The following is an 18,461-nucleotide window of genomic DNA, read 5'->3' as shown; positions in this document are numbered from 1 at the left end:
TGAGTAAGCCTACTCAAAGACCCGAATCAGGTAGTCGAAATAAGCGCCAACCTCACTGCTATCTTCAGCTGATAGGAGTGCGATCGCGACGGTTTTCATAGCGCGAATACTCTCAGCTATCCCTTCCATGGGGGTGCCGAGGGAATTGTACATTTGGCGTACGCCAATCACGCCAATCTCTTCTAGGGGAGTGGTGTCTCCGGCAGCGACCCCGTAGGTGACCAAACGCAGGTAATAGTCCATATCGCGTAGGCAGGTGGCGGTCATGTCTTTGCCGTAGGCGTTGCCGCCAGGAGCAACTAAGTCGGGGCGGTTTTGAAGGAGTTGGTTAGCCGCCTGTTTAACGATGCGATCGCGGCCATCGGCCAACGCCTTCACCAGCCGCACTCGCCGGGCACCGCTAGCGACAAAAATTTTGATCTGCTCCGCTTCCCCTGGGGTGAGGTAGCGGCATTCGGCATCGGCATTAATAATTAATGTTTTAACAATGCTCACTTAATTACCCTCTTAATCTGCTTAACCACGGACAGCTTGATCTTGCGACAGCTCAATATGGACGTATCTAATAATTGAGGGATGAAGCTGACATGGAAGTGCGGGAAAGCTCGTCGGAACCTCTCTTACAATCGTGGTAGACAGAGGTTTTATTTCATGTGTGAATTGATTGAGACTAGGAGCTGGGCAAAAACTTCAGTAAGCTTAGATTGCTTGAGGTATAAATTTGTTATTAATACGCATAAAGCTGTAGCGGGTGAAATCTGGAGTAAAGGCGACCAAAATTTCAGGGTTCAATCCTACCAAGCATTTTTTCGCTTTTCTATTCTCCAGCCTTATCCAACCTTGCGGGCATTGTCCAACTGCCCCCTACGGCGCGGTAGAGGTTGTCTAAAATGCCTATGGCAGCAGCGGCATCGGCGATTTCACGGGTGATGGGCTGCCCCTCTAGCGCAAACAAGCCGCCCCTCAGAGTGAGCACCTCACGATGGGGAACTTTGCCGGTGACAAAAGCCTTTTGCGCCGCTGGGTCAAGGATGGCACTGGTCAGGGCGATCGCTGTGGTACGGCCCAAGCCATGCAGAGGCTGGCTGGTGATTTCGCTGGCATAGTGACCTAGGTGCTGAAGGCGCTCGTTGGTAAGCTGAGCGGTTTCGTTTTTTTCTCCAGCGTCGTAGGAGACGATAGTTTTGTCGATCATGTCTCTACTTTTAAACATGGTGTAGAAGTCCTTTCTTGAAGGGGTATTAATTAAACGAAACCTGTTCCCCTCTTTAGGGAGGGTTAATAGCCAAAACTTTTGCCGAGAAAAGGAGGGAATCAGACCTACTCGCGACAAAACGTACCTACTGCTGAGATGTTGATTCCCTGCCCATACAAGAAGGAGGTTAATAGGATTGGGCGTTCTAGACGCGATCGCTAATTCCCAAAGCCAGGCATAACCTTAATCACGCCGAGACCTTCTAAAGACCCAGCTGCGGCGATCGCCAGGACCAAAACCAGCTTCACACACAAGTCGCTATTTGACTGTTTGCCAATCGAGCGTGGCATGGCCAATCTTTTCACGGTTTTGCGGTTGATGTAGCGGTTGTCTAAATTATGTCGCAGCCGTGATTGAACTACCGTTTAAGCCCTGTTTCAATCGTTTGATTTAATCAAAAATGTATCTAATTCTCGCAATTTCCCTACCGCCTTCCCCATCTCCCCCACCCTTCCTCATCTTCCTCATCCCCTCACTTTTCTCAACAACCCATCTACCCTTCCACTCATCTACCCATCCACCCCCCACCCCCTACTCCCTCTGCCACTCCCGCTCCTCCAACTCCTTCTGAGGTAGCAGCAGCGTCGCTTCAATCTCCTGCCGAATAGTTTCGGTCACTTCACAGTTGCTGTTCAAACAATCCACCAGCAGCTGGTTGGCATCGTAGTAGCGCTTTAGCACCTGTTCTTGCTCAGGACTAAACTGCCAGGGGTGGTGAATATTGCGGTATTCAGCGATCGAGCGTTTAATCTGCTCGACCCAGGCTGGGTAGTTGTCTTGCCACCAGGCTTGTAACCGCTCCTGGCTCTGGTGCGAGGCGGGCAGTTGATCTTTCAACTGCTGGAGCGACTTATAAAATCCGGCATCGAGCACCATGACCATAATATTGCTGAGCGCCTCGCTACAGGCGTGTACATAGGCAAAATCTTGACTGCGATCGACGGCAAACTCCACCAGCAGGTTTTCTAGGGCAGCATCTAAAAAAATACCCTGGTCGAGGGTGCTGGCCAGGGCAAACTGGTCGGCGGTGTGTGGGCTTTGGGCCATGGCCAAATAAAAGGCGCGGGTAGTGGCCAGCTTGGGCTTAGGGGGAATAGTCTGAGATTTCCGGCTAGCCCACATCAAAAAATCTTGCAGGTGGGGGTCTTGGGCCACCAGGGCATCGATCTCCTGTTTCATAAGCTGCACCAGCGAGTCGGCGCTGCGCAGCATGGCAGCGGTGAGCAAAAACACCTCATGCCAGTGGGGATCGGTAATGTGACTGACCAGCCCCCCCAGCGCCTGCTCCAGCGCCCGCAAATTATGGGTGGCGACGATTTTGCGCGCCGTCAGATATTCTTGAAACGCCAGATACGAGAACGAAAAAATGCCCCGCGCCCGCTCGATCAGCAGCCCGTGCTGGGCCTCGATCGCCTTCAGCATCGCCTCGCTTTCGAGCTGGAGTTCTTCAGGTTCGAGGGCATTTCCAGGGAGGTTTTGCAGGTAGTCTTCGATGTATTGCTCGATGGTGCGCTGCTCAAAAAAGTATTGCCCCTGCTCAAAGGTGACAGCGGCCAGCTGACTCAGCAGCTTCATTTTTTGGGGCAGCAAAAACTCCCGGTAAATACCGTCGCGCTCAACGCCTTTGGTCTCATCCCACTTGCCCAACAGTAGGTCGAGGCCCTGTTTATAAAAGGCCGTGCGCTTGCTGGGAAACTGCCCTTCCCCCTGAAACACCCAACAGGCCAAGTGCAAAAATAGGGGCGTCACCACTAGCTGGCGAAACTGCCAGTTTTCGGGCTGCTCAAGCTTGGTAACAAATGCCATTGCCCTGGCTTCGCCTTGGGGGGTGGCCGCTTTACCCAGGGCGACAAACCACTTTTGGGCAAAAGTGGCAATCTGCGCCTGGCTGAAGGGGGCAATTTCTACATCGGTAAAGCCGTGCAGGGCCAGCTTTTGAGCCGCCGTGCGGCACGACACCACATACCGATTGCGGTGGTACCGGTCTGAAAAAGTGCGAATCTCTCGAATAACGGCGTTGATGTCCTGATTCAGCACCTCATCTATGCCGTCCATTAGCATCAGCACTCGCCCCTCGGTAAGCAGCATTTCGAGCTGGGCAGGGTCGGCAATGCCAGCGGTGAGCAGGGTTTGGTGAATGTAGCTGAATAAACTAAAGTCGGCCTGGCGTTTGGCGGCCTCGGCAAACTCCCGCAAGACAATAAACAGGGGCATCTGCTCAGGGGCAAACTCGCCCTGGTTACACTGCACGGCCAGGTGCTGCAAAAAGGTGGTTTTGCCCACCCCCGGCTTCCCCAGCACCCGCAGCTTGCCGTGGGTTTTAACCGCTTCCACACCAGAAATTTGGGGTTGGTCAATAGCTCCTAGGCCCACCCGGTCAAACTCGGTGGGGGCCAGACTATTGAGCTCAGCAATCTCTAGCCACTGCTGGTTAGCGACGGCTTGGAGAATGTTGACTTCGACATAGATGTCATCAATGTTGACCGGATGGCCAATATCGAGCAATTGCAGAATGCCGCACTGGTGCTGAATCGTGTCGTAGTGCTGCGATCGCACCTCTGCCACCAGCTCGTCCACCGTCAGCGGGCGCGGCCCCAGCGACTCTCCTGGCTCCGAAAAATCGGCGGGCGGATCGGTAGCAACCTCTCGCCAGTCGAGGTCCAAAACCTGACAAACTTCCACAAAAATCTGGCGATCGACCGGACGACCAGTAAAAAACCGCCAGATCGGCTGCCGAGTTTTGAGGTTCACCTCCCCGGCCAAATTTTCCTGAGTCCACCCCTTGAGCGCAAACGCCCGCTTAGCCCGCTGAATGCCAGCGGGGGAGGCCTTTAGCGATCGCTTGGCCATACCGTAAAAAGAGAATCCTAAATTGTGAATTTAAATAGAAGAAAAAAGCAGTTGTCTTATATGAGGCTCATACTAACGCCTTTTTCCGAGACTTTTGGCCCAGCAGCACCCCATAGCGCATCTAAATCCCCAAGTCCCATTCATCCCTAATACTTTGTAGGAGCATTTGCACGTTAAAATTTATGCCGCACAGACAGGGTTTTTTTGCGCACAACCGTGTCGTTCTAGGCTTAACCTATTAAAAATTTTAGCAAAGCTGTCTTTCGGCTATTGAAGACCGCAACCAACTAAAACGCGACGCCAATCTGTTAACGACGACAACTAAATCGTTTGTACGTTCGCACGCTAAATGTCGCGATTCGCAGATTAGCTTCCCTAACATCTAATTACTTCAAAACCAATTACAGCAAGGCTTTTAGCGACATGCCCATGAATTTAACGACCTTTTCTTGATTCGCATAGACGATGTCGTAAAGTCTACTTTCGCAAAATAAAAGTCGTTTGCTCCTTGACCTGCTCTTCTCAAATTAAATGTCGTTTTCTTAAAAAGAATTGCTCAACTAATACCAATTCCTTAAATTCCTGCTACGCAAAGGGCGTCAATCAGCCAACCCCACTGCGTCAAAGAACGAACCTGAGCCGGTGAGAGTCGAGCTAACCACTGGCTAATCGCCTGCTGTAGCTCGTGGAGAGAATCAAAGTGCCTCCAGGCTAGAACCCGCTTCAACTCCTGCCACAAACGCTCAATAGGATTAACCTCTGGGCAGTACGGCGGTTGAAACAGCAAAATGATGTTGTCAGGCACTTGCAGTGCGTGGGCTCGATGGGCTGGAGCATTGTCCAGTTGAATCAGGTGCAAGTCATTCGGGTAGGCTTGCGCTAAAGCGGTCAGAAACGTCTCAAAGCAAAGGCTGTCGAGGTGGGAGAACTCCAGCATGAAGGTTTTGCCAGTGGCTGGTTCAATCACGCCATAAAGCCAGCGGTACAGGAATTGCCACTGTACCTCTCCGACCGGTTTGACACCCAAGGCCGTTAACTTTCGATGCTGTACGGTCAACAGACCCACCCGGCACTCGTCCTGGCACCAGTAGCGGATTCGGCTGCCATACCGTTGTCGCTGCTCGTCGCTCAGAGACCTATCAATGGTTAGTCCAACGTTTTTTTGAACGCCTCAACGGCTCCTGGTGCTTGCTTGGGTGAGACGGGGCGTGGTCGTTTGAGCTTGGCTTTGAGGCGGTAGCGCACCGTTCCATGAACTGTTTTGTAGGCCACCTTTACCCCACAGACGGCCTGCAGCCAGTGCTGCACTTCCTTGTAACTGCCGAACCCTTCGGGGTCCTGTAATTCTCGCTCCAAGCGCTGCCGAATCGCCCCCCGAATCTTAGGAGGGCGACCGGGTTTAGGCTGCACGGCCAACAGAACCTCTAACCCACCCTGGCGATAGGCTGAAAGCCACCTTGAAACAGTTGTGCGATGATAGCCACTCATCTGAGCCAGGGCGTTGACGCTACTTAACTGCCCTGTCTTAATCCACCACAACACTTGCACCTTGCTCCGGCTGACAGCATCCCGCTGCTCGTCCAGCAGAGTTTTGAGTGTCTCTACCGATTCCTCGACCCCAATCCTCAGTACGCCTGCCATTTCCACATCTCTTTTGAGCTACCCTCCTTTACTTGTAGCTCTATATTTCAGATTTGGTATAAGAAGCCAATCGGCATGAGGTTGTGACAAAGTGCTTGCTGCCGTTGACCGAGGCGAGAAAAAAGCCACGTCAGCCAGATGCTCAATATCAGCTGTAACACCCTTAATCTCTGGCTTAAGCGTCAGAGCGTGTACCGAACTGAATAATAGATACCGCTTTCCTGTAAACCGTTTTTCTCTTCAGCAAGCGGCACAAGCGGAATGCCCAGATCGAATCGCATCGATAGGTTGTCGCCCTGCTGCCACAACAGACCTAGCCCGGTGCCGATCAATGCATTGGGGCCAGTCGGTAAGTTTGCGTTCGCGTTCCAAGCCACTCCGGCATCCAGAAAAGGGATCAGTTGCAGAGTTCCATCTAGTTCTGGAACGCGGGCAATGGGCGATCGCAGCTCTGCCGAGAGCAGCAATCCGTTGTCGCGCAGCAGGGCGTCTTGTCGATAGCCACGTACGCTCAGGGCACCGCCCAAACTAAATTCTTCCTGAGACAGCAGATCGTCGGTTGTCAGCTGAGCGTCGCCCCGTAGCAGTAAGACGGTATTGGCACCTAAGCGTTGTAGCCATTGCCCCTGTCCACGCCAGGCTAAGAATTGACTGTCGGGGCCAGTTTCATTCACAGTGGCATTGAGGAGATCGAGACCCAGGCTAATTTGAGACCGAAAGGCTAGTACATGGCTCTGGCTACGCTGGCTCCATTCTTGAGAGAACCGCAGAGCCGTTACCTGGCTAACGCCCTGACTGTTGGCACCGGGTGACAGCGGGAAGGGGCCAATGTTGTCTAAACCTAGGAAAGTTTGGTTTCGCTGATGAGAGAGAGTGATCCCTAGGGCGAGTTCTTCTGTAGGGGTTTCAATCAGGGAATGACGATAGCCGAATTCGTAGTAGAAATTATCAGAGGAAATATCTAGCACATCAAAATCAGCATCGATGACTCGGCTATTTGAATAGCCGGCCCTGAAGCGTAAGGCATCGTTGTTTGGGCTGACGGGCAGGGTGTAGCTGACATCAACTTCATTGCTGCCGTCGGTGTTTTCGTACTCCAGCGCGATGCGATCGCCCAGCCCCGTCAAATTGCCTTCTCTCAAAAGCAAGCGTCGCTGTCCGGTTCCAACATTGGGAGAACCGTAGTTATCAAGACTTAGATCGACGACAAACGAGTCTGCTTCGGTCGCGTTGACAACTAGTACGCTAGTATTCGGTCTACTGCCAGCTTGCAAGTCAGCGGACAAGGTTTCAATTAGGGGATCAAGCTGTAGGCGCTGCAACCCAGTCAACAGGCGATCGACGTTGAGCGGAGGGGTGCTGACCAGACCAATACGACTACGTACATAGGCAGGGTTTAGACGATTCATCCCTGTGACCACAATGTCTTCGAGTTCTCCTTCAATAACTTGAATGGTGACCGTGTCATCAACCAAGGTTTGCGGTGGAATGATCGCTCCTGAAGTGACGTATCCGGCTGCAACGTATCGTTCGGTAATGGCAGAGCGCAGGTCTAACAGGTTGCTAAAGCTGACCTGACGGTTTATGTAGGGAGCAACCAGATCAGCAAAATCTGCCTCAGAAAAAACAGTGCTTCCTGTAATCTCGATCGTTCTTACAAAGAAGGAGTCTTCTGTTTCGTCAAAGCGAGACTCAGGAATCTGGGGCTCGACCAACGGGAGCAGTTCCTCAGGCGGCGGCAGGATTGGCAGCGGTTGATCGGGTAAGGGTGTCTCTGGAATTGGCTGGTTTGGCAGTCGGGGTAACCCCGGAGGCACTTGGGATAATGACTGAGCAGATGGATAGGCCATTTCGGAACGAACAATCGTCTTGGCCTTGGCTGGGGGAACAGACGCCAGAATCTGAAAAATAGCTGGACAGACGAGAACAATGCCAGCCCAATAGCAACGGTACAGCAATTGAGTCAACGCAGATTTTCAGGAAACTGTGATAATGGCGATCGCATTATAGGGCTATAGCCAGTTCCCAACCAGCACATAGGCCGACCAGTAGGCGGGGTGGCGGTAGTCAGGGTGGTTAAGTAATGCCAGTTGGGCCTGTCGCAGGGCGGCAGCTTTTGTCGCTTGGGGCTGGGCTAGGGCTTGATAAAATTGGCTGACGAAGTACGCTCCTGAAGCGTCGTCTAAATTCCATAGCGAAGCCAGGGTGCTACGGGCACCGGCCTGCAGCGAGATACCGGCCAGTCCCAGGGCAGCTCGATTATCTCCGGTGGCCGTTTCACAGGCGCTGAGGACCAGCAGCTCGATGGGCTCTAGACGGTTTTGGTCACCGGTTCTTAACAAACTACTCAACTCATCTAAGGGAATGGGGCGATCCCAGGCCAGGATAAACGTGTCTTCGAGGTTTGAGCTGTACTGAGCGTGTGTGGCCAGATGCACAATCGGCCGCTCGGAATTGGTTACCTGCTGGACCAAGGCAGTGGTGGTAAAACCTTGGTTCAGCAACACGCGACTATCCAACAGCGCTTGAATAGTCTGAATTTCGTCATTCACGCTGAACAATGCGCTAAATCCGTGCCGGGGCTCCGTGAGCCCGGCTAGTAAGGCCGCCATCTGAGTTTCTTGCAGGGGGCGTGGGCCGAGGAGTTGTAGCCCTGGGGAGAGGGCGATCGCATAGTCTTCTACCAAGTAGCGATCGCCGTCATACAGGGCGGCCATAGGAGTATTCCGCAATGCTCCGTCCAACACAAAGACCAGCGTTTGGGGGTGGGTTTCTACCAGGGCATTCTGCATAGGGGCAATTAGCCAGCGGTAAAGCTGCTGACCCAGGGCTTTGCCTTCCGGGGCGGTGAACCGCTTCTCTGAATTTTGTCGCCAGGTAAGCAGGGTTTGCTCCAGATCTGCCTGGGGCACAGCGCTAGTAAATTGCCGCAGGGGTTGCCCCGGCAGACTGGCAATTATTTCTAGCCGATCCGGCAGAATAATTGGATAGATGATAGCGGTGGTACTTTGGCTTATCTCCTCAAGATTGACCTGCTGAGCCTCCAGGCAGGCGGTTCTGAAAAAGTTGTTGAGTTCGGCAATCTGCAACGCCTCTAAAACAGATCGGGCTTCGGTTAGGCGTGCAGAAAGGGGAGGTGAAGAAATGGGGAGACCTGCTTGAGGTTCAGGTTGCAGCAGTAGATCGATCAACTCTCGGTAGACTGGCTCTACACTGTCTTGAAATGAGAACTGCAAGTCATCGCTGAGGGCAACTAAATCTTGCCTAAGTGATTGGAGTGCCTCGAAAGCAGCTCGGTAGGCCGACAAAGCCAATTCTTTCTGCCCCTGCTGTTTGAGCAGGCGACCTCGCTGCCACTGCCACTGATAAACAGTATCGGTAGCGTTGAGGGATTGTGATAGGGTCAGGGCCTGCTCGGTCAACTGCTGGGCCTCATTCCACTGCTGGGAGATTTCGTAGGCGTGCCCCAGATAGCCTCTGGCATAAGCTTCGGCGCGAGTATCCTGCAAAGCTTGGCTACGTTGAATTGCTTGGGCCAGCAGGCGGACAGCGGTCTCAGTTTCAGCACGAGTTTTAAGCTGTAGTAGGCTCTGGGCAGCGTTGATATAGGCATAGATTTGACTACGTCCCGGCGGCAGTTGGCCCAGGTCAGCTGGCAGGGCGGCAGCGAGATTGCGGGCGGCATCGGGATTCTGCTGGACGAATAACTTGAGTTGGTTCAGCTGGGCTTTAAGGCGAATCTCGGCATCGTTGGACCGTGAGGCTTGTTGGTAAATGGCGATCGCGCCCTCCCAGTCTCCCTGTCCCTGTGCTACGTTCGCTAGCTCTAGCAAAATGCCCCCCGGCGCCAAGTTTCCCTGCTGCGCTAAATTCAAAGCCGTTTGCAGATGCGCTTGGGCGATCGCTAGGTCGCCCAGCAAGCGGTAGGTCTGCCCCAACCGCTGATAGCCGAGCACTTGCAACGGCGGCGACTGGGCTGGTAAGCGCTGCTCTAGGCCAGTGAGAGTTCGCCGTGCTGCCTGGTAATATCCCAAGGACTGCTGGGCCTGCACCTGGTTTAAGCGACAGTTGAAGTAGCGAGCTTCATCTTCGGTTTGGGCATAGAGGTCAGCAGCGGTTTGCCAGGTGGCTAGCGCGGCCTGGGTCTGCCCTCGCGCAAATTGCAAGCTGCCGAGGGTGTTGTGGATTTGGGCGCTAACTGCCAGTTTCTGAGCCGAGTCAGGAACGGTGACGAGCCGTTCTAAGCTTTGGGTGATGCTGCGGTCGGCAATCTCCCACTGGCTGAGCTGCTGGTAAGCAGCGGTTAGGTAGCTGAGGGCCAGCGCTTGCTGAAGGGGTTGCTGTGAGAATAACGTAACTGCCTCTTCCCAGGCAGCTACGGCGTCGCTGAAGCGCTGAGCCGCATAAGCCTGACGGCCCTGGTCTAGTAAGTTTTCGGTTGGGGTAGCTGCGATCGCAGGAAAAGTACTGCCGATTCCTCTAGAGGGGAAAATGCTGTGACCAATTGCCGACGCGCTGACAAGGATTACCCCCAGCAGCAGGCAAAGGCCTAACCTGAGAAAGCGAAACCAGAAAGAGCGGAATCTTTGAACCATGGACAATGGCTAGGCTTTAAGTCGGGTTAGAGCTTACGCTGCGATGCTCCTGATTTTACGCTAATGCTTCAGCCCGAATTGGGACCATTCAGAGTAAATGCTAAACAAATCCTAAAGTTGTCGATGTGATTGGCCATGCCTTCTCTGGTTCCTAGTATAAATACTTGCCTGGAGCACCCTAGCCTTTGAGCAGGAGTTCATTGCTGGACAAAATGCTCATTGACATAATCCCTGACATAGTTGCCTGGTAAGGACGGCAAGACGGTGTTGGTAGATGCCTTTTCAAGGAGCGATCGCGACCTAAGAAAATTTAAGACACTTAACATACTGGTTGTTGAAATCGAAGGTGAAACTTGCGATCGCAACTCTGAAAATGAACGGGGCATCGCTTGACTGGCAAGAGCGCCTATCACTGCTTTTTCCGCCTCTGATAGCAATCCAAATTGCTGATCTATAAGCTCACAAATATCGTCAAGTAGTGGAGCTTCGCACGTCATAAAGTCAGCAACCCTACCACCAAAAAGTTGCTGAATTGTAGTTGCAATCGTTTCTAAAATAAACGGATTCCCACCGTAATAATTCACCAGGTGATGCCACTCATCGGCACTCCCTTGAAAACAACCCTTCGCGTCAAACATCTGTTTTATATCCAGAGTCTTCAGACCACCGAGGGGAAATAGCCGAATCTGGCGATCTTCTCCCGATAATGGTTGCAGCTGATTCGGCTCTTCGCGGCTTGTCAAAATTAAACAGCTTTGGTGCCGCCCTTGCCCAATCAGACGAAATAACTCGTCATAGGCTTCGTAGCCGACCTGACACCTACTTGTAAAGTTCCCTTCAGCAGAGTCACCTGAGCGAGCCCTGGTCAGAACTGACTCAATATTGTCTAAAACTAATAAACAGGGCCTTTTTTGCAGGCAGTCTATCAGTTGTAGGATTTTGGCATGGGTCGTTTCTGAAATAAGGGATTCTGAGGGGGAAACTAAATGTCTCAGCCAGTCGTCGAGCAATTCATTCACAGTCACAAGGGGTTGCGTTCTAGATATGGGGCGCAAGCTGCGCCAAATGATGACATCAAAGGCTGTCTGTATTTGCTCCAAAAGCTTGACGGATAACCAAGTTTTGCCAACGCCGCCCATACCTGAAAGGGTGATGAGGCGACACTGATGCTCTAAAATCCAGGCTTGTAGGGTGGCTAGTTCAACAGTGCGACCGCAGAATCTCGAAACGTCAGGTGCGGTACCCCAGTTCACCAGAGAAATGGGTGACAGCAATGACCCACTAGGCTTTTCGCTGGATAGAGTAATCTGCTCGGGTTTAACGTTTTCTTCCGTTTTCTCGACTGATATATAGTCACTCGCTTCCAAGGTCAAACCAAAGGCACTGAAGTAGCGCACTAAAGTCCGCAGATCAACTCCTGCTTTCCTAGCATGGACTTTGCTTAAAGTGTGGCTTGAGAGCCCCGTTCGCTCGCTTAAAGTTTCTAAAGTGCAGGTTTTCGTGTATTCATCCCAAATGTCAGACTGTGACTTTGCGGTCTGAACTTTCTGAAACCCTGATTCAGTAAGAACAATAACCTTTCTATGCCGGGGACGCGCTTGAGGAGTCAATGCCATAAGCCGGAAGCATGTACGTTTAACAGGTTGGACACAGCTTTGACCGTTTCGGTCAGGCCAAGGGTTATTACGGTCAACCTCATCAGAATATGCAGATACAGACAGAGTCAGGACGCTTGCAATTGTTCGAAAGGCTTGTGAAATCTCAGCTAGAAGGATTGTTAAGAAACATGTAAAACTTTCGAGTTAAAGTCATCACTACACAAGTCGTAACTCATGCTCATTCCGGCCCGTCTTCATCACCATACTTTCAAAATGCTTAGTGCCCGTATAAAGACTGCTCAATATCCTATTGAGAGATAAAGTGCTTTGGTAATAGAACGCCACTATCTCAATACCTTAAGTTTGCTCCTTAAAGTTGCAAAATTTGATTGAGCTATTTGTGCTAAGAGAATTTAATTGGCTCAATTACTTAAAGCACGCTAAGGAGATTCCTTATGCCTACACCTCCTATCTTCCAACTAAGTCTTGGAGAAAGCCCGAATCTTCGCCCGAATCCTCGCTACTTAAATCCAGAAATGGATCGAGAACGCTTCGGCCGAGAGGATAATCTATGGTTTCAAAGCTTTAGAAATTTTGCGGAAAAGGAGTTTTCGCTAGAAAATTTGGATTTTTTTGCAAAAACAATTGGGCTAGAAAAACTATTTCAAGATCCATCTACAAGGAGCATGGCAGTAGCAAAGTTAAACAGCATTATCGATGAGTTTGTTGGAAACACAGCTCCCCGTCAAGTTAATTTTTCTGCCCAAGTTATGGCTGAGTTTAGAAATGCTGATTCAATTGATAAAAAAGTGCATGCTATCGTAGCCATGAAGGATGAGGTAGGTAGATTGATTAAAAATGACACACTCAACAGATATTTGTTATCTGAAGACTATAAGCAAGCTGCCAGACGCGTAGATGCTGTGATGGGCACCCACTATTCATCTCCATGATTTCCTTTAGATGCTGCTCTTTAAACATTAGTCTCCAAAGAGATGATGGAAGTATATGGCCTTTGTAGGTCAGTATTAATAGGTAATAATACTCCCAAAACAACTTTGACACTGTTCTCAGCAATAGCTTGGGCACTTTTTGGAAAGTGCTAAAACTCTTAATTCCTCGTTGGCTAGGCTAACGTGTAAGAGAGCTAAAACCTTCATTCCGCCGTTGCTGCTCAAAAACTGTCCGGAGTGTTACTTCAAATTTTGTGGGGGCTGACACCAGAAGCAGCCGTTCGTAATGGGGCTATATATCTGCGTAGGTAGAATGCCCCCTTTCTTGTAGGCGTAGTTAAGAGAGACTCAAGAGGTTGATTAGATCTACTTATTACGAGAGTTTTACCGATGCCAAAGATGATTTTGCCAGGCACCTACGTTGGAGTACGAGATGAGGGTTTAATTCGTGCTGGGTGCATTTCAACAGAGAATATTGGAATTGTAGGAACCGCTTCCCAGGGAGCGGAGTTAGGGGCAGTCTTGGTCGGTAGTCTGAGCGAAGCTCGCGAGAAGTTTGGCGGCGCTAGTGATGGGTCGACCTTGATGCGATCGCCAGATCAACACTTCGAGCAAAAAAAATGCTTTTCAAGCTAGACCATATGTCACTCAAAGTATTTAAATCAACGTCAGTCCGCAAGCTAATTTTGATTTAAAGAGCTATCGCTAGAGTGTTTACTTCATATGATTTTCAGCTTCGTTGCTAAATCTGTCCAGACTATTGCTAATAAAGAGTTCGGGTAGAGAGAAGCCTATGAGCCGCCTTCAGCGCTTACGGTATCCGCCTCAGGCAAATACTGCAAAGGATAATTATGTTCAATTTTCAAGCATTTACTACGGCGCTTCAACTAGATAATCCCACCTACGAACGGGTCAAGAGGAGCGATCTTCATGACCTAGTCGCGCTGATGTCAAGCGGCAACTTTACAGCTCCCCAGGTAGCCGCGGAAATGAAGCGCATCTCTGGTGACAAATGGAAAAAGTACGCTTGCACCCGTGCTTATCTGATTGCCGAGGTGCCATCGCTTGCAGCGTTAGTGAAAGCGAGTCTCGTGAACTTCAGAACCCAGACGTTGACCGCGCTCCCAGGAGGTCACATCAAGCATGACGCTATTTGGGATAGCGATTCCGGCAATCTGCAGAATCTGGACCACATTTTCGTTCGGGAAAGGGTGAGTTGGGGTGCCGCTTCGTTGCAAGCCATTAATTACCTCGATCCGGCATACCGCAACCCAGGTCAGCACTTCGGTGTCGGTAATGCCGTGACCTCGTCAGGTAGCGCCGGAAATATGAGTGACACCCACGATGTAAAAGGGGCTTGGAGCCCGACTATCTTTGACTTTGCCGGTCCAGAAAAGGTCTCGTATCTCTGTAGCCAAGTGTACCAATACTCGGATGATAATCGTGCCACTTGGCACGACATTCCAAACAGCACCTACGAAATCTTGAGAACGGTGTCTGTGGAAAGAGGGAAAATTAAGCTGGAAATTCTCAAGCAAAGCGTGTCGCCCAGTAACCGCCACGAGAACCTGTCGAATTCCCTGTTGCTATAAATTATATGCAACTCCTCCCGGGAAATAACAGCGTACGACGGCCGGCACAGCACACAGCCTCTGATGCTGAGCGTTAGTTAACTGCGTCTTGATCTAGATATTCTTGGGAAATTTAATGCTCCTTATCACGAGAATGTGACCAATGCCAGAAATGATTTTGCCAGGTACCTATGTTGAGGTACGAGATGAGGGGTTAATTAGTGCTGGGCGCATCTCAACAGGAAATATTGGGATTGTAGGAACTGCCTCTCAGGGATCAGAGTTGGGAGTAGTTTTGATCGGTAGCCTAAGCGAAGCGCGCGCGAAGTTTGGCGGTGCTAGTGATGGGTTGACCTTGATACGATCGCTAGAGTTGGTCTACCAAAATGGCGGCAAAAATGTCTATGCAGTTTGCACTGGAACTTGTAGTGAATGCACCCTGAATACCACTATCACCGAAAACGATAAGGAAGTAATAGTAGGTGGGATTACGCTTCAAGCCAACCATCCGGGTAAACAGGGTGACGCGTTGACAGTAAAAGTCGCAGAGGGAAGTGCCGAAGCCATTCGTCTGGTAGAACTTAAGCAAGGCAAAATAACTGAGTCATATCCAGTCAGTAGTCTAGCCGACTTGGAAAAAGCGGTTACGGCCAAATCTCAGCTGGTGCGAGTGGCAAAAATAAATGCGGACTATAAAGATAACCTCCCTAATTTGTTGACGGCAGGAAACTTTAAAGGCGGTGTTGATCCGAACTATAAGCAAGGCTTAGAAGCTTTGGAGAAGGATGCCGTCAACATTGTGGTTTTGGCCGGGCAGCATACTGGCGATAGTGAAATGCTGACCCATTTGGTCGGTCATCTTACCCAAACGGCTGGAATTAGACGAGAGCGTATTGGAATCATGGGTCTGGGCTTTGCCATGGGCAAAAAAGGCCCCGTCCCCGACGATGTGCCCGTCAATGACCGCTTGATTTTAGTCGCCCCTGGCGTAGCTATGAAGGAAAAGCCCGACTCGGAGGAGCAATCTCCCGCGTCGGGCTACTTAGCCGCAGCAGTGGCGGGGTTAATTTCGTCTTTGCCCGTTCATACCAGCCCTACCAACAAAACCTTGGCTGTCGATGGGCTAACGGACATTTACAACAGCGCTACTCTGGAACAACTGGTGCAAAAGCGGTTGTTAGCGGTAGAACAGCGAGATGGGTTTCGCATTGTGAAAGGTATTACTACCCACGATGGGGCCTGGCGGCAAATTACCACCCGTCGCATTGTGGATTACGCCATTTATGGGGTGCGATCGAGCTGCAACCCATACATAGGCAAACTGAACAATGTGCGGGTGCGCGGGGCGATGAAAGCTACCCTAAACGGCTTTTTGAGCCGCATGGTGGAGGATGAGGCTTTGGTGGGATACCAACTGGAGGTTTCAGCCACCCGGGATCAGGAGGTAGCGGGGGAGGCAATTGTCGCTATGACTCTCCAGCCTACCTTCAGCATCGATTTTGTCAAAGTCACCATGTCCCTCAGCTAAGGGAAGGTTTTACCCATGCCGAATACCAACGTGTTTCGAGGTTCTGATGCCTCCCTGGTGCTGGCCGTAGACGATAGCGCCTCGGAGGAGGGCAAGCTGGCGGATGCGCTGATTGGCGAATATGCCCTGTCTAGTATTGTGGGGCGGCTGCAAAATGTGCAGGTCAAGGTGGAAAACGAACTGCGACCCTACCATGAAATTGGCAAGCGCTTTGCTAGTGAACTAAGACCAGGCAATATCAATGTCTCCGGCTTTGTAGAGCGCGCCCACATCAATGGAGCAATGCTACGGCTGTTATTAGGCGATGGATCGACCAGTCCACCGCCGACGGGGTCAATTCCCCAGCCTTCATTCAACATTGTGATCAACTTTACCAACCCCGCCATTCCCGAAAATAGCAGCATTCTTACGGTTTTTGGGGTGAAGTTTGATAGCTGGAGCTTTGGTCTGCCCGAAGACGATTTTGTTATGGAAGCTATCACCTTTCGGGCATTACGTGTCAGTGCCGAAGACGTAGGCGGTTAATGCTCGCGCCCATGCACAGCCCGGCTTTAGCCAGCCAACTATTCCTGATACCCGAAACCAGCCCCTGGAACCCTCAGGGAAGTTGCCCTATTTCTACCAGCTAGTACCAGTCTTTCTTGTCCTCTCTCCCCCTTGCCACCAACACCTGTGCCCCTTTCCACCCCTGCCCCTACCCTCACTCTTACTGCCGATGATCTGTTGGCTGGTGCTTCCCTGGTCTTTGAGGTGGCAGTGCCGCCCCAGCTTTTGCACTCCGGCGAGGCGGGCGATCGCACCTCTGCTAACCCTTTGGTCGTGCAGCTGCGACCGCTAACTATTGGCACCCTGCAACTAATTATGAAAGCCAGTCGACAGGATCCAGGTCTGATTCCGCTGTTGATGATTAAGGAATCCTTAGTGAATCCGGCCCTCTCCCTAGATCAGGTACGGGCGATGCCACTGGGGTTGGTGAACTTTTTCATTACCCAAATTCGTCACCTCAGCGGCTTGGAGGAAAAAAAAACATGACGGGCACCCCTACACCGTCCTTAACCTGGGTCAGTTTTCGCTTTGCTCAAGCCTTTGGCTGGACGCCCCAGCAGGTGCAGGCTCTAACCATGGGGCAGGCAGTGCTTTACCTCAGTTGCCTGGACAGGGAGGCTGATGTGTATGGGGTTTGATGCGCGATCTGAGTCATTAACGACCTTGGGGCGATTGCTTCAGCAAGATCTTGCCCCCGTTCTCGGTAATATGGACTGGCTCTTGCCCAGCGCCGCTTGGAACGATCTGCCTGTGCTGGATGCGGTGGCAGCGGATTGGGCTGTGAGCGCGATCGTGTCCAACGATCTTGCCCACCTCTACGCTTGGTTGACCGCAGGACTGCTGGGGGAAAGAACAGAGTCAGGAAGTCGGGGAATTGACGTTGAGACTTTGGCTTCCCCCCAGGTTGGAATGCTGGGGGAGGCTACGGTATCCGCGCTCAGCAATGCCGCTCAGGGGACTTTGGGTAACCAGAAATTGGTATCAGCACCAGCGGATCCCATGGCGAATCAAAGCGTAGGTGCGGTGGGCGATGCTCACCCTATGGGGGTTGAGGCTGACGCTCCATCGCTCGGCAGTAGGAAGGGTAAGCCGCCGATTGTCCAACCTGATCAGCTCAAGGAAAGGGCAATGGCATCTACTCCAGCTGCTGTTACGGCTCCCATCGTCGGTGGTTTTGCAGAGTTGACGGCTCGGCTAGCTGACCCTGATGGGCTACTAGCGGTGCATCACGCTGGAGCAGTACGGGCTGCTGGCGTAGAGAATGTGGACGTGGCCGATGCTCACCCTACGGGGATTGATTCGTTGCAGGGCGTTACCCGTTTAGAACAGGCCACGATGGTGGACATGGCAATAATCAACGGGGCTGATAGGGGGCAATGGAAAGATCCTAGGGTCCCTACCGAGACGAGCGATCGCTCTGGAACAGAGAATTTAGCCAGTTACGATACAGACGCATTCATGCACCAGAACACGGTACATCGTGACATGGATGGGGCCGGTATGCCCCTATTCACGCAGAGTTTACTGAGTTCAGAATCTACCCCCTGGGACCAGAACGCAAGTCGACAGCACCACAATAGCCAGCCTTTCTCCGCAGCTGCACCATCGTCTACAACGGCACAACACAGCGACTTAAGCCTCAAATCTGAGGTTGTAGAACCGCTGAACTGGGCTGGGTCGCTTGAGGTGAAATCCCAAGCGTTGAGTTCCCAAATCGTGAAGCCTCAGGACAAATCTAGTGATGGGCTGGTACCCTTCCTCCCAGAGCAATCATTGACCTGGACGAATGAGCGATCGCCCAGTGCACGACCGCCGGATGAAGTTGATTTGGAGGAGGTCATGGACGCGATCGCCCGTACTATCAACCGCGACTATCGACGCTTCTATGGCCCTTAAACTCCAGACCTCATTCATTAATCTCCCT

At 51.6% G+C, this 18,461-nt stretch carries 16 protein-coding genes; 7 read left to right on the top strand and 9 right to left on the bottom strand.

Annotation, left to right across the window (positions count from 1 at the left end; genetic code table 11):
- Nucleotides 1-9: 9 nt before the first annotated feature.
- The 9 genes from apcA to NC979_RS03820 form a co-directional block, all read right to left on the bottom strand.
- Nucleotides 10-495: an allophycocyanin subunit alpha gene (gene apcA / locus NC979_RS03860; protein WP_190523946.1), complete on the bottom strand. Its 486-nt coding sequence runs from the start codon at nucleotides 493-495 to the stop codon at nucleotides 10-12.
- Between the two features lie 322 nt (nucleotides 496-817).
- A complete protein-coding gene (locus tag NC979_RS03855; protein ID WP_190523943.1) occupies nucleotides 818-1,213 on the bottom strand; it encodes a hypothetical protein in 396 nt (131 codons plus the stop codon).
- Nucleotides 1,214-1,413: 200 nt separating this feature from the next.
- Entirely contained in the window at nucleotides 1,414-1,545 is a 132-nt protein-coding gene (locus NC979_RS03850) for a hypothetical protein (protein ID WP_255524883.1), read from the bottom strand.
- 241 nt (nucleotides 1,546-1,786) lie between these two features.
- Nucleotides 1,787-4,105, bottom strand: coding sequence for an NACHT domain-containing protein (locus tag NC979_RS03845; protein WP_190523940.1), 2,319 nt, complete (start codon nucleotides 4,103-4,105; stop codon nucleotides 1,787-1,789).
- Between the two features lie 574 nt (nucleotides 4,106-4,679).
- Nucleotides 4,680-5,237 carry an IS630 family transposase gene (locus NC979_RS03840; RefSeq protein WP_199309062.1) on the bottom strand — a complete coding sequence of 186 codons (558 nt, stop codon included), beginning with the start codon at nucleotides 5,235-5,237 and terminating at the stop codon, nucleotides 4,680-4,682.
- Between the two features lie 14 nt (nucleotides 5,238-5,251).
- On the bottom strand, nucleotides 5,252-5,746 hold the full coding sequence (locus NC979_RS03835; RefSeq protein ID WP_190523937.1) for a helix-turn-helix domain-containing protein: 495 nt from the start codon (nucleotides 5,744-5,746) through the stop codon (nucleotides 5,252-5,254).
- A gap of 182 nt (nucleotides 5,747-5,928) precedes the next feature.
- Nucleotides 5,929-7,596, bottom strand: coding sequence for a ShlB/FhaC/HecB family hemolysin secretion/activation protein (locus tag NC979_RS03830; RefSeq protein ID WP_190523934.1), 1,668 nt, complete (start codon nucleotides 7,594-7,596; stop codon nucleotides 5,929-5,931).
- 162 nt (nucleotides 7,597-7,758) lie between these two features.
- On the bottom strand, nucleotides 7,759-10,341 hold the full coding sequence (locus tag NC979_RS03825) for a CHAT domain-containing protein (protein ID WP_190523931.1): 2,583 nt from the start codon (nucleotides 10,339-10,341) through the stop codon (nucleotides 7,759-7,761).
- 197 nt (nucleotides 10,342-10,538) lie between these two features.
- Nucleotides 10,539-11,957, bottom strand: a complete 1,419-nt coding sequence (locus NC979_RS03820; RefSeq protein WP_190523928.1) for an NB-ARC domain-containing protein — start codon at nucleotides 11,955-11,957, stop codon at nucleotides 10,539-10,541.
- Between the two features lie 437 nt (nucleotides 11,958-12,394).
- Here NC979_RS03820 and NC979_RS03815 point away from each other — a divergent pair, with 437 nt between their 5' ends.
- From NC979_RS03815 to NC979_RS03785, 7 genes are all read left to right on the top strand, one after another.
- Nucleotides 12,395-12,892, top strand: coding sequence for a regulator of G-protein signaling domain-containing protein (locus tag NC979_RS03815; RefSeq protein WP_190523925.1), 498 nt, complete (start codon nucleotides 12,395-12,397; stop codon nucleotides 12,890-12,892).
- 851 nt (nucleotides 12,893-13,743) lie between these two features.
- The gene (locus tag NC979_RS03810; protein WP_190523922.1) at nucleotides 13,744-14,484 is read left to right on the top strand and encodes a hypothetical protein; all 741 of its coding nucleotides are present in this window, start codon (nucleotides 13,744-13,746) and stop codon (nucleotides 14,482-14,484) included.
- A 508-nt stretch (nucleotides 14,485-14,992) separates the two neighbouring features.
- Nucleotides 14,993-15,991: a phage tail sheath C-terminal domain-containing protein gene (locus NC979_RS03805; RefSeq protein WP_242024192.1), complete on the top strand. Its 999-nt coding sequence runs from the start codon at nucleotides 14,993-14,995 to the stop codon at nucleotides 15,989-15,991.
- 15 nt (nucleotides 15,992-16,006) lie between these two features.
- Entirely contained in the window at nucleotides 16,007-16,516 is a 510-nt protein-coding gene (locus NC979_RS03800) for a hypothetical protein (RefSeq protein WP_190523908.1), read from the top strand.
- 147 nt (nucleotides 16,517-16,663) lie between these two features.
- Complete coding sequence (locus NC979_RS03795; RefSeq protein ID WP_190523905.1) at nucleotides 16,664-17,023, top strand: hypothetical protein; 360 nt, start codon at nucleotides 16,664-16,666, stop codon at nucleotides 17,021-17,023.
- Nucleotides 17,020-17,175 carry a hypothetical protein gene (locus NC979_RS03790; RefSeq protein ID WP_190523902.1) on the top strand — a complete coding sequence of 52 codons (156 nt, stop codon included), beginning with the start codon at nucleotides 17,020-17,022 and terminating at the stop codon, nucleotides 17,173-17,175. Before NC979_RS03795 ends, NC979_RS03790 begins: the two co-directional genes overlap by 4 nt.
- Entirely contained in the window at nucleotides 17,165-18,433 is a 1,269-nt protein-coding gene (locus tag NC979_RS03785) for a hypothetical protein (protein WP_190523899.1), read from the top strand. The genes NC979_RS03790 and NC979_RS03785 overlap by 11 nt, the downstream gene beginning before the upstream one ends.
- The last annotated feature ends 28 nt before the right edge of the window (nucleotides 18,434-18,461 follow it).

It is taken from the genome of Leptolyngbya subtilissima AS-A7, assembly GCF_039962255.1.
Lineage (GTDB): Bacteria > Cyanobacteriota > Cyanobacteriia > Phormidesmidales > Phormidesmidaceae > Nodosilinea.
The sequence above is the reverse complement of the archived record's forward strand: the minus strand, read 5'-3'. Positions and strand labels throughout refer to the sequence as shown.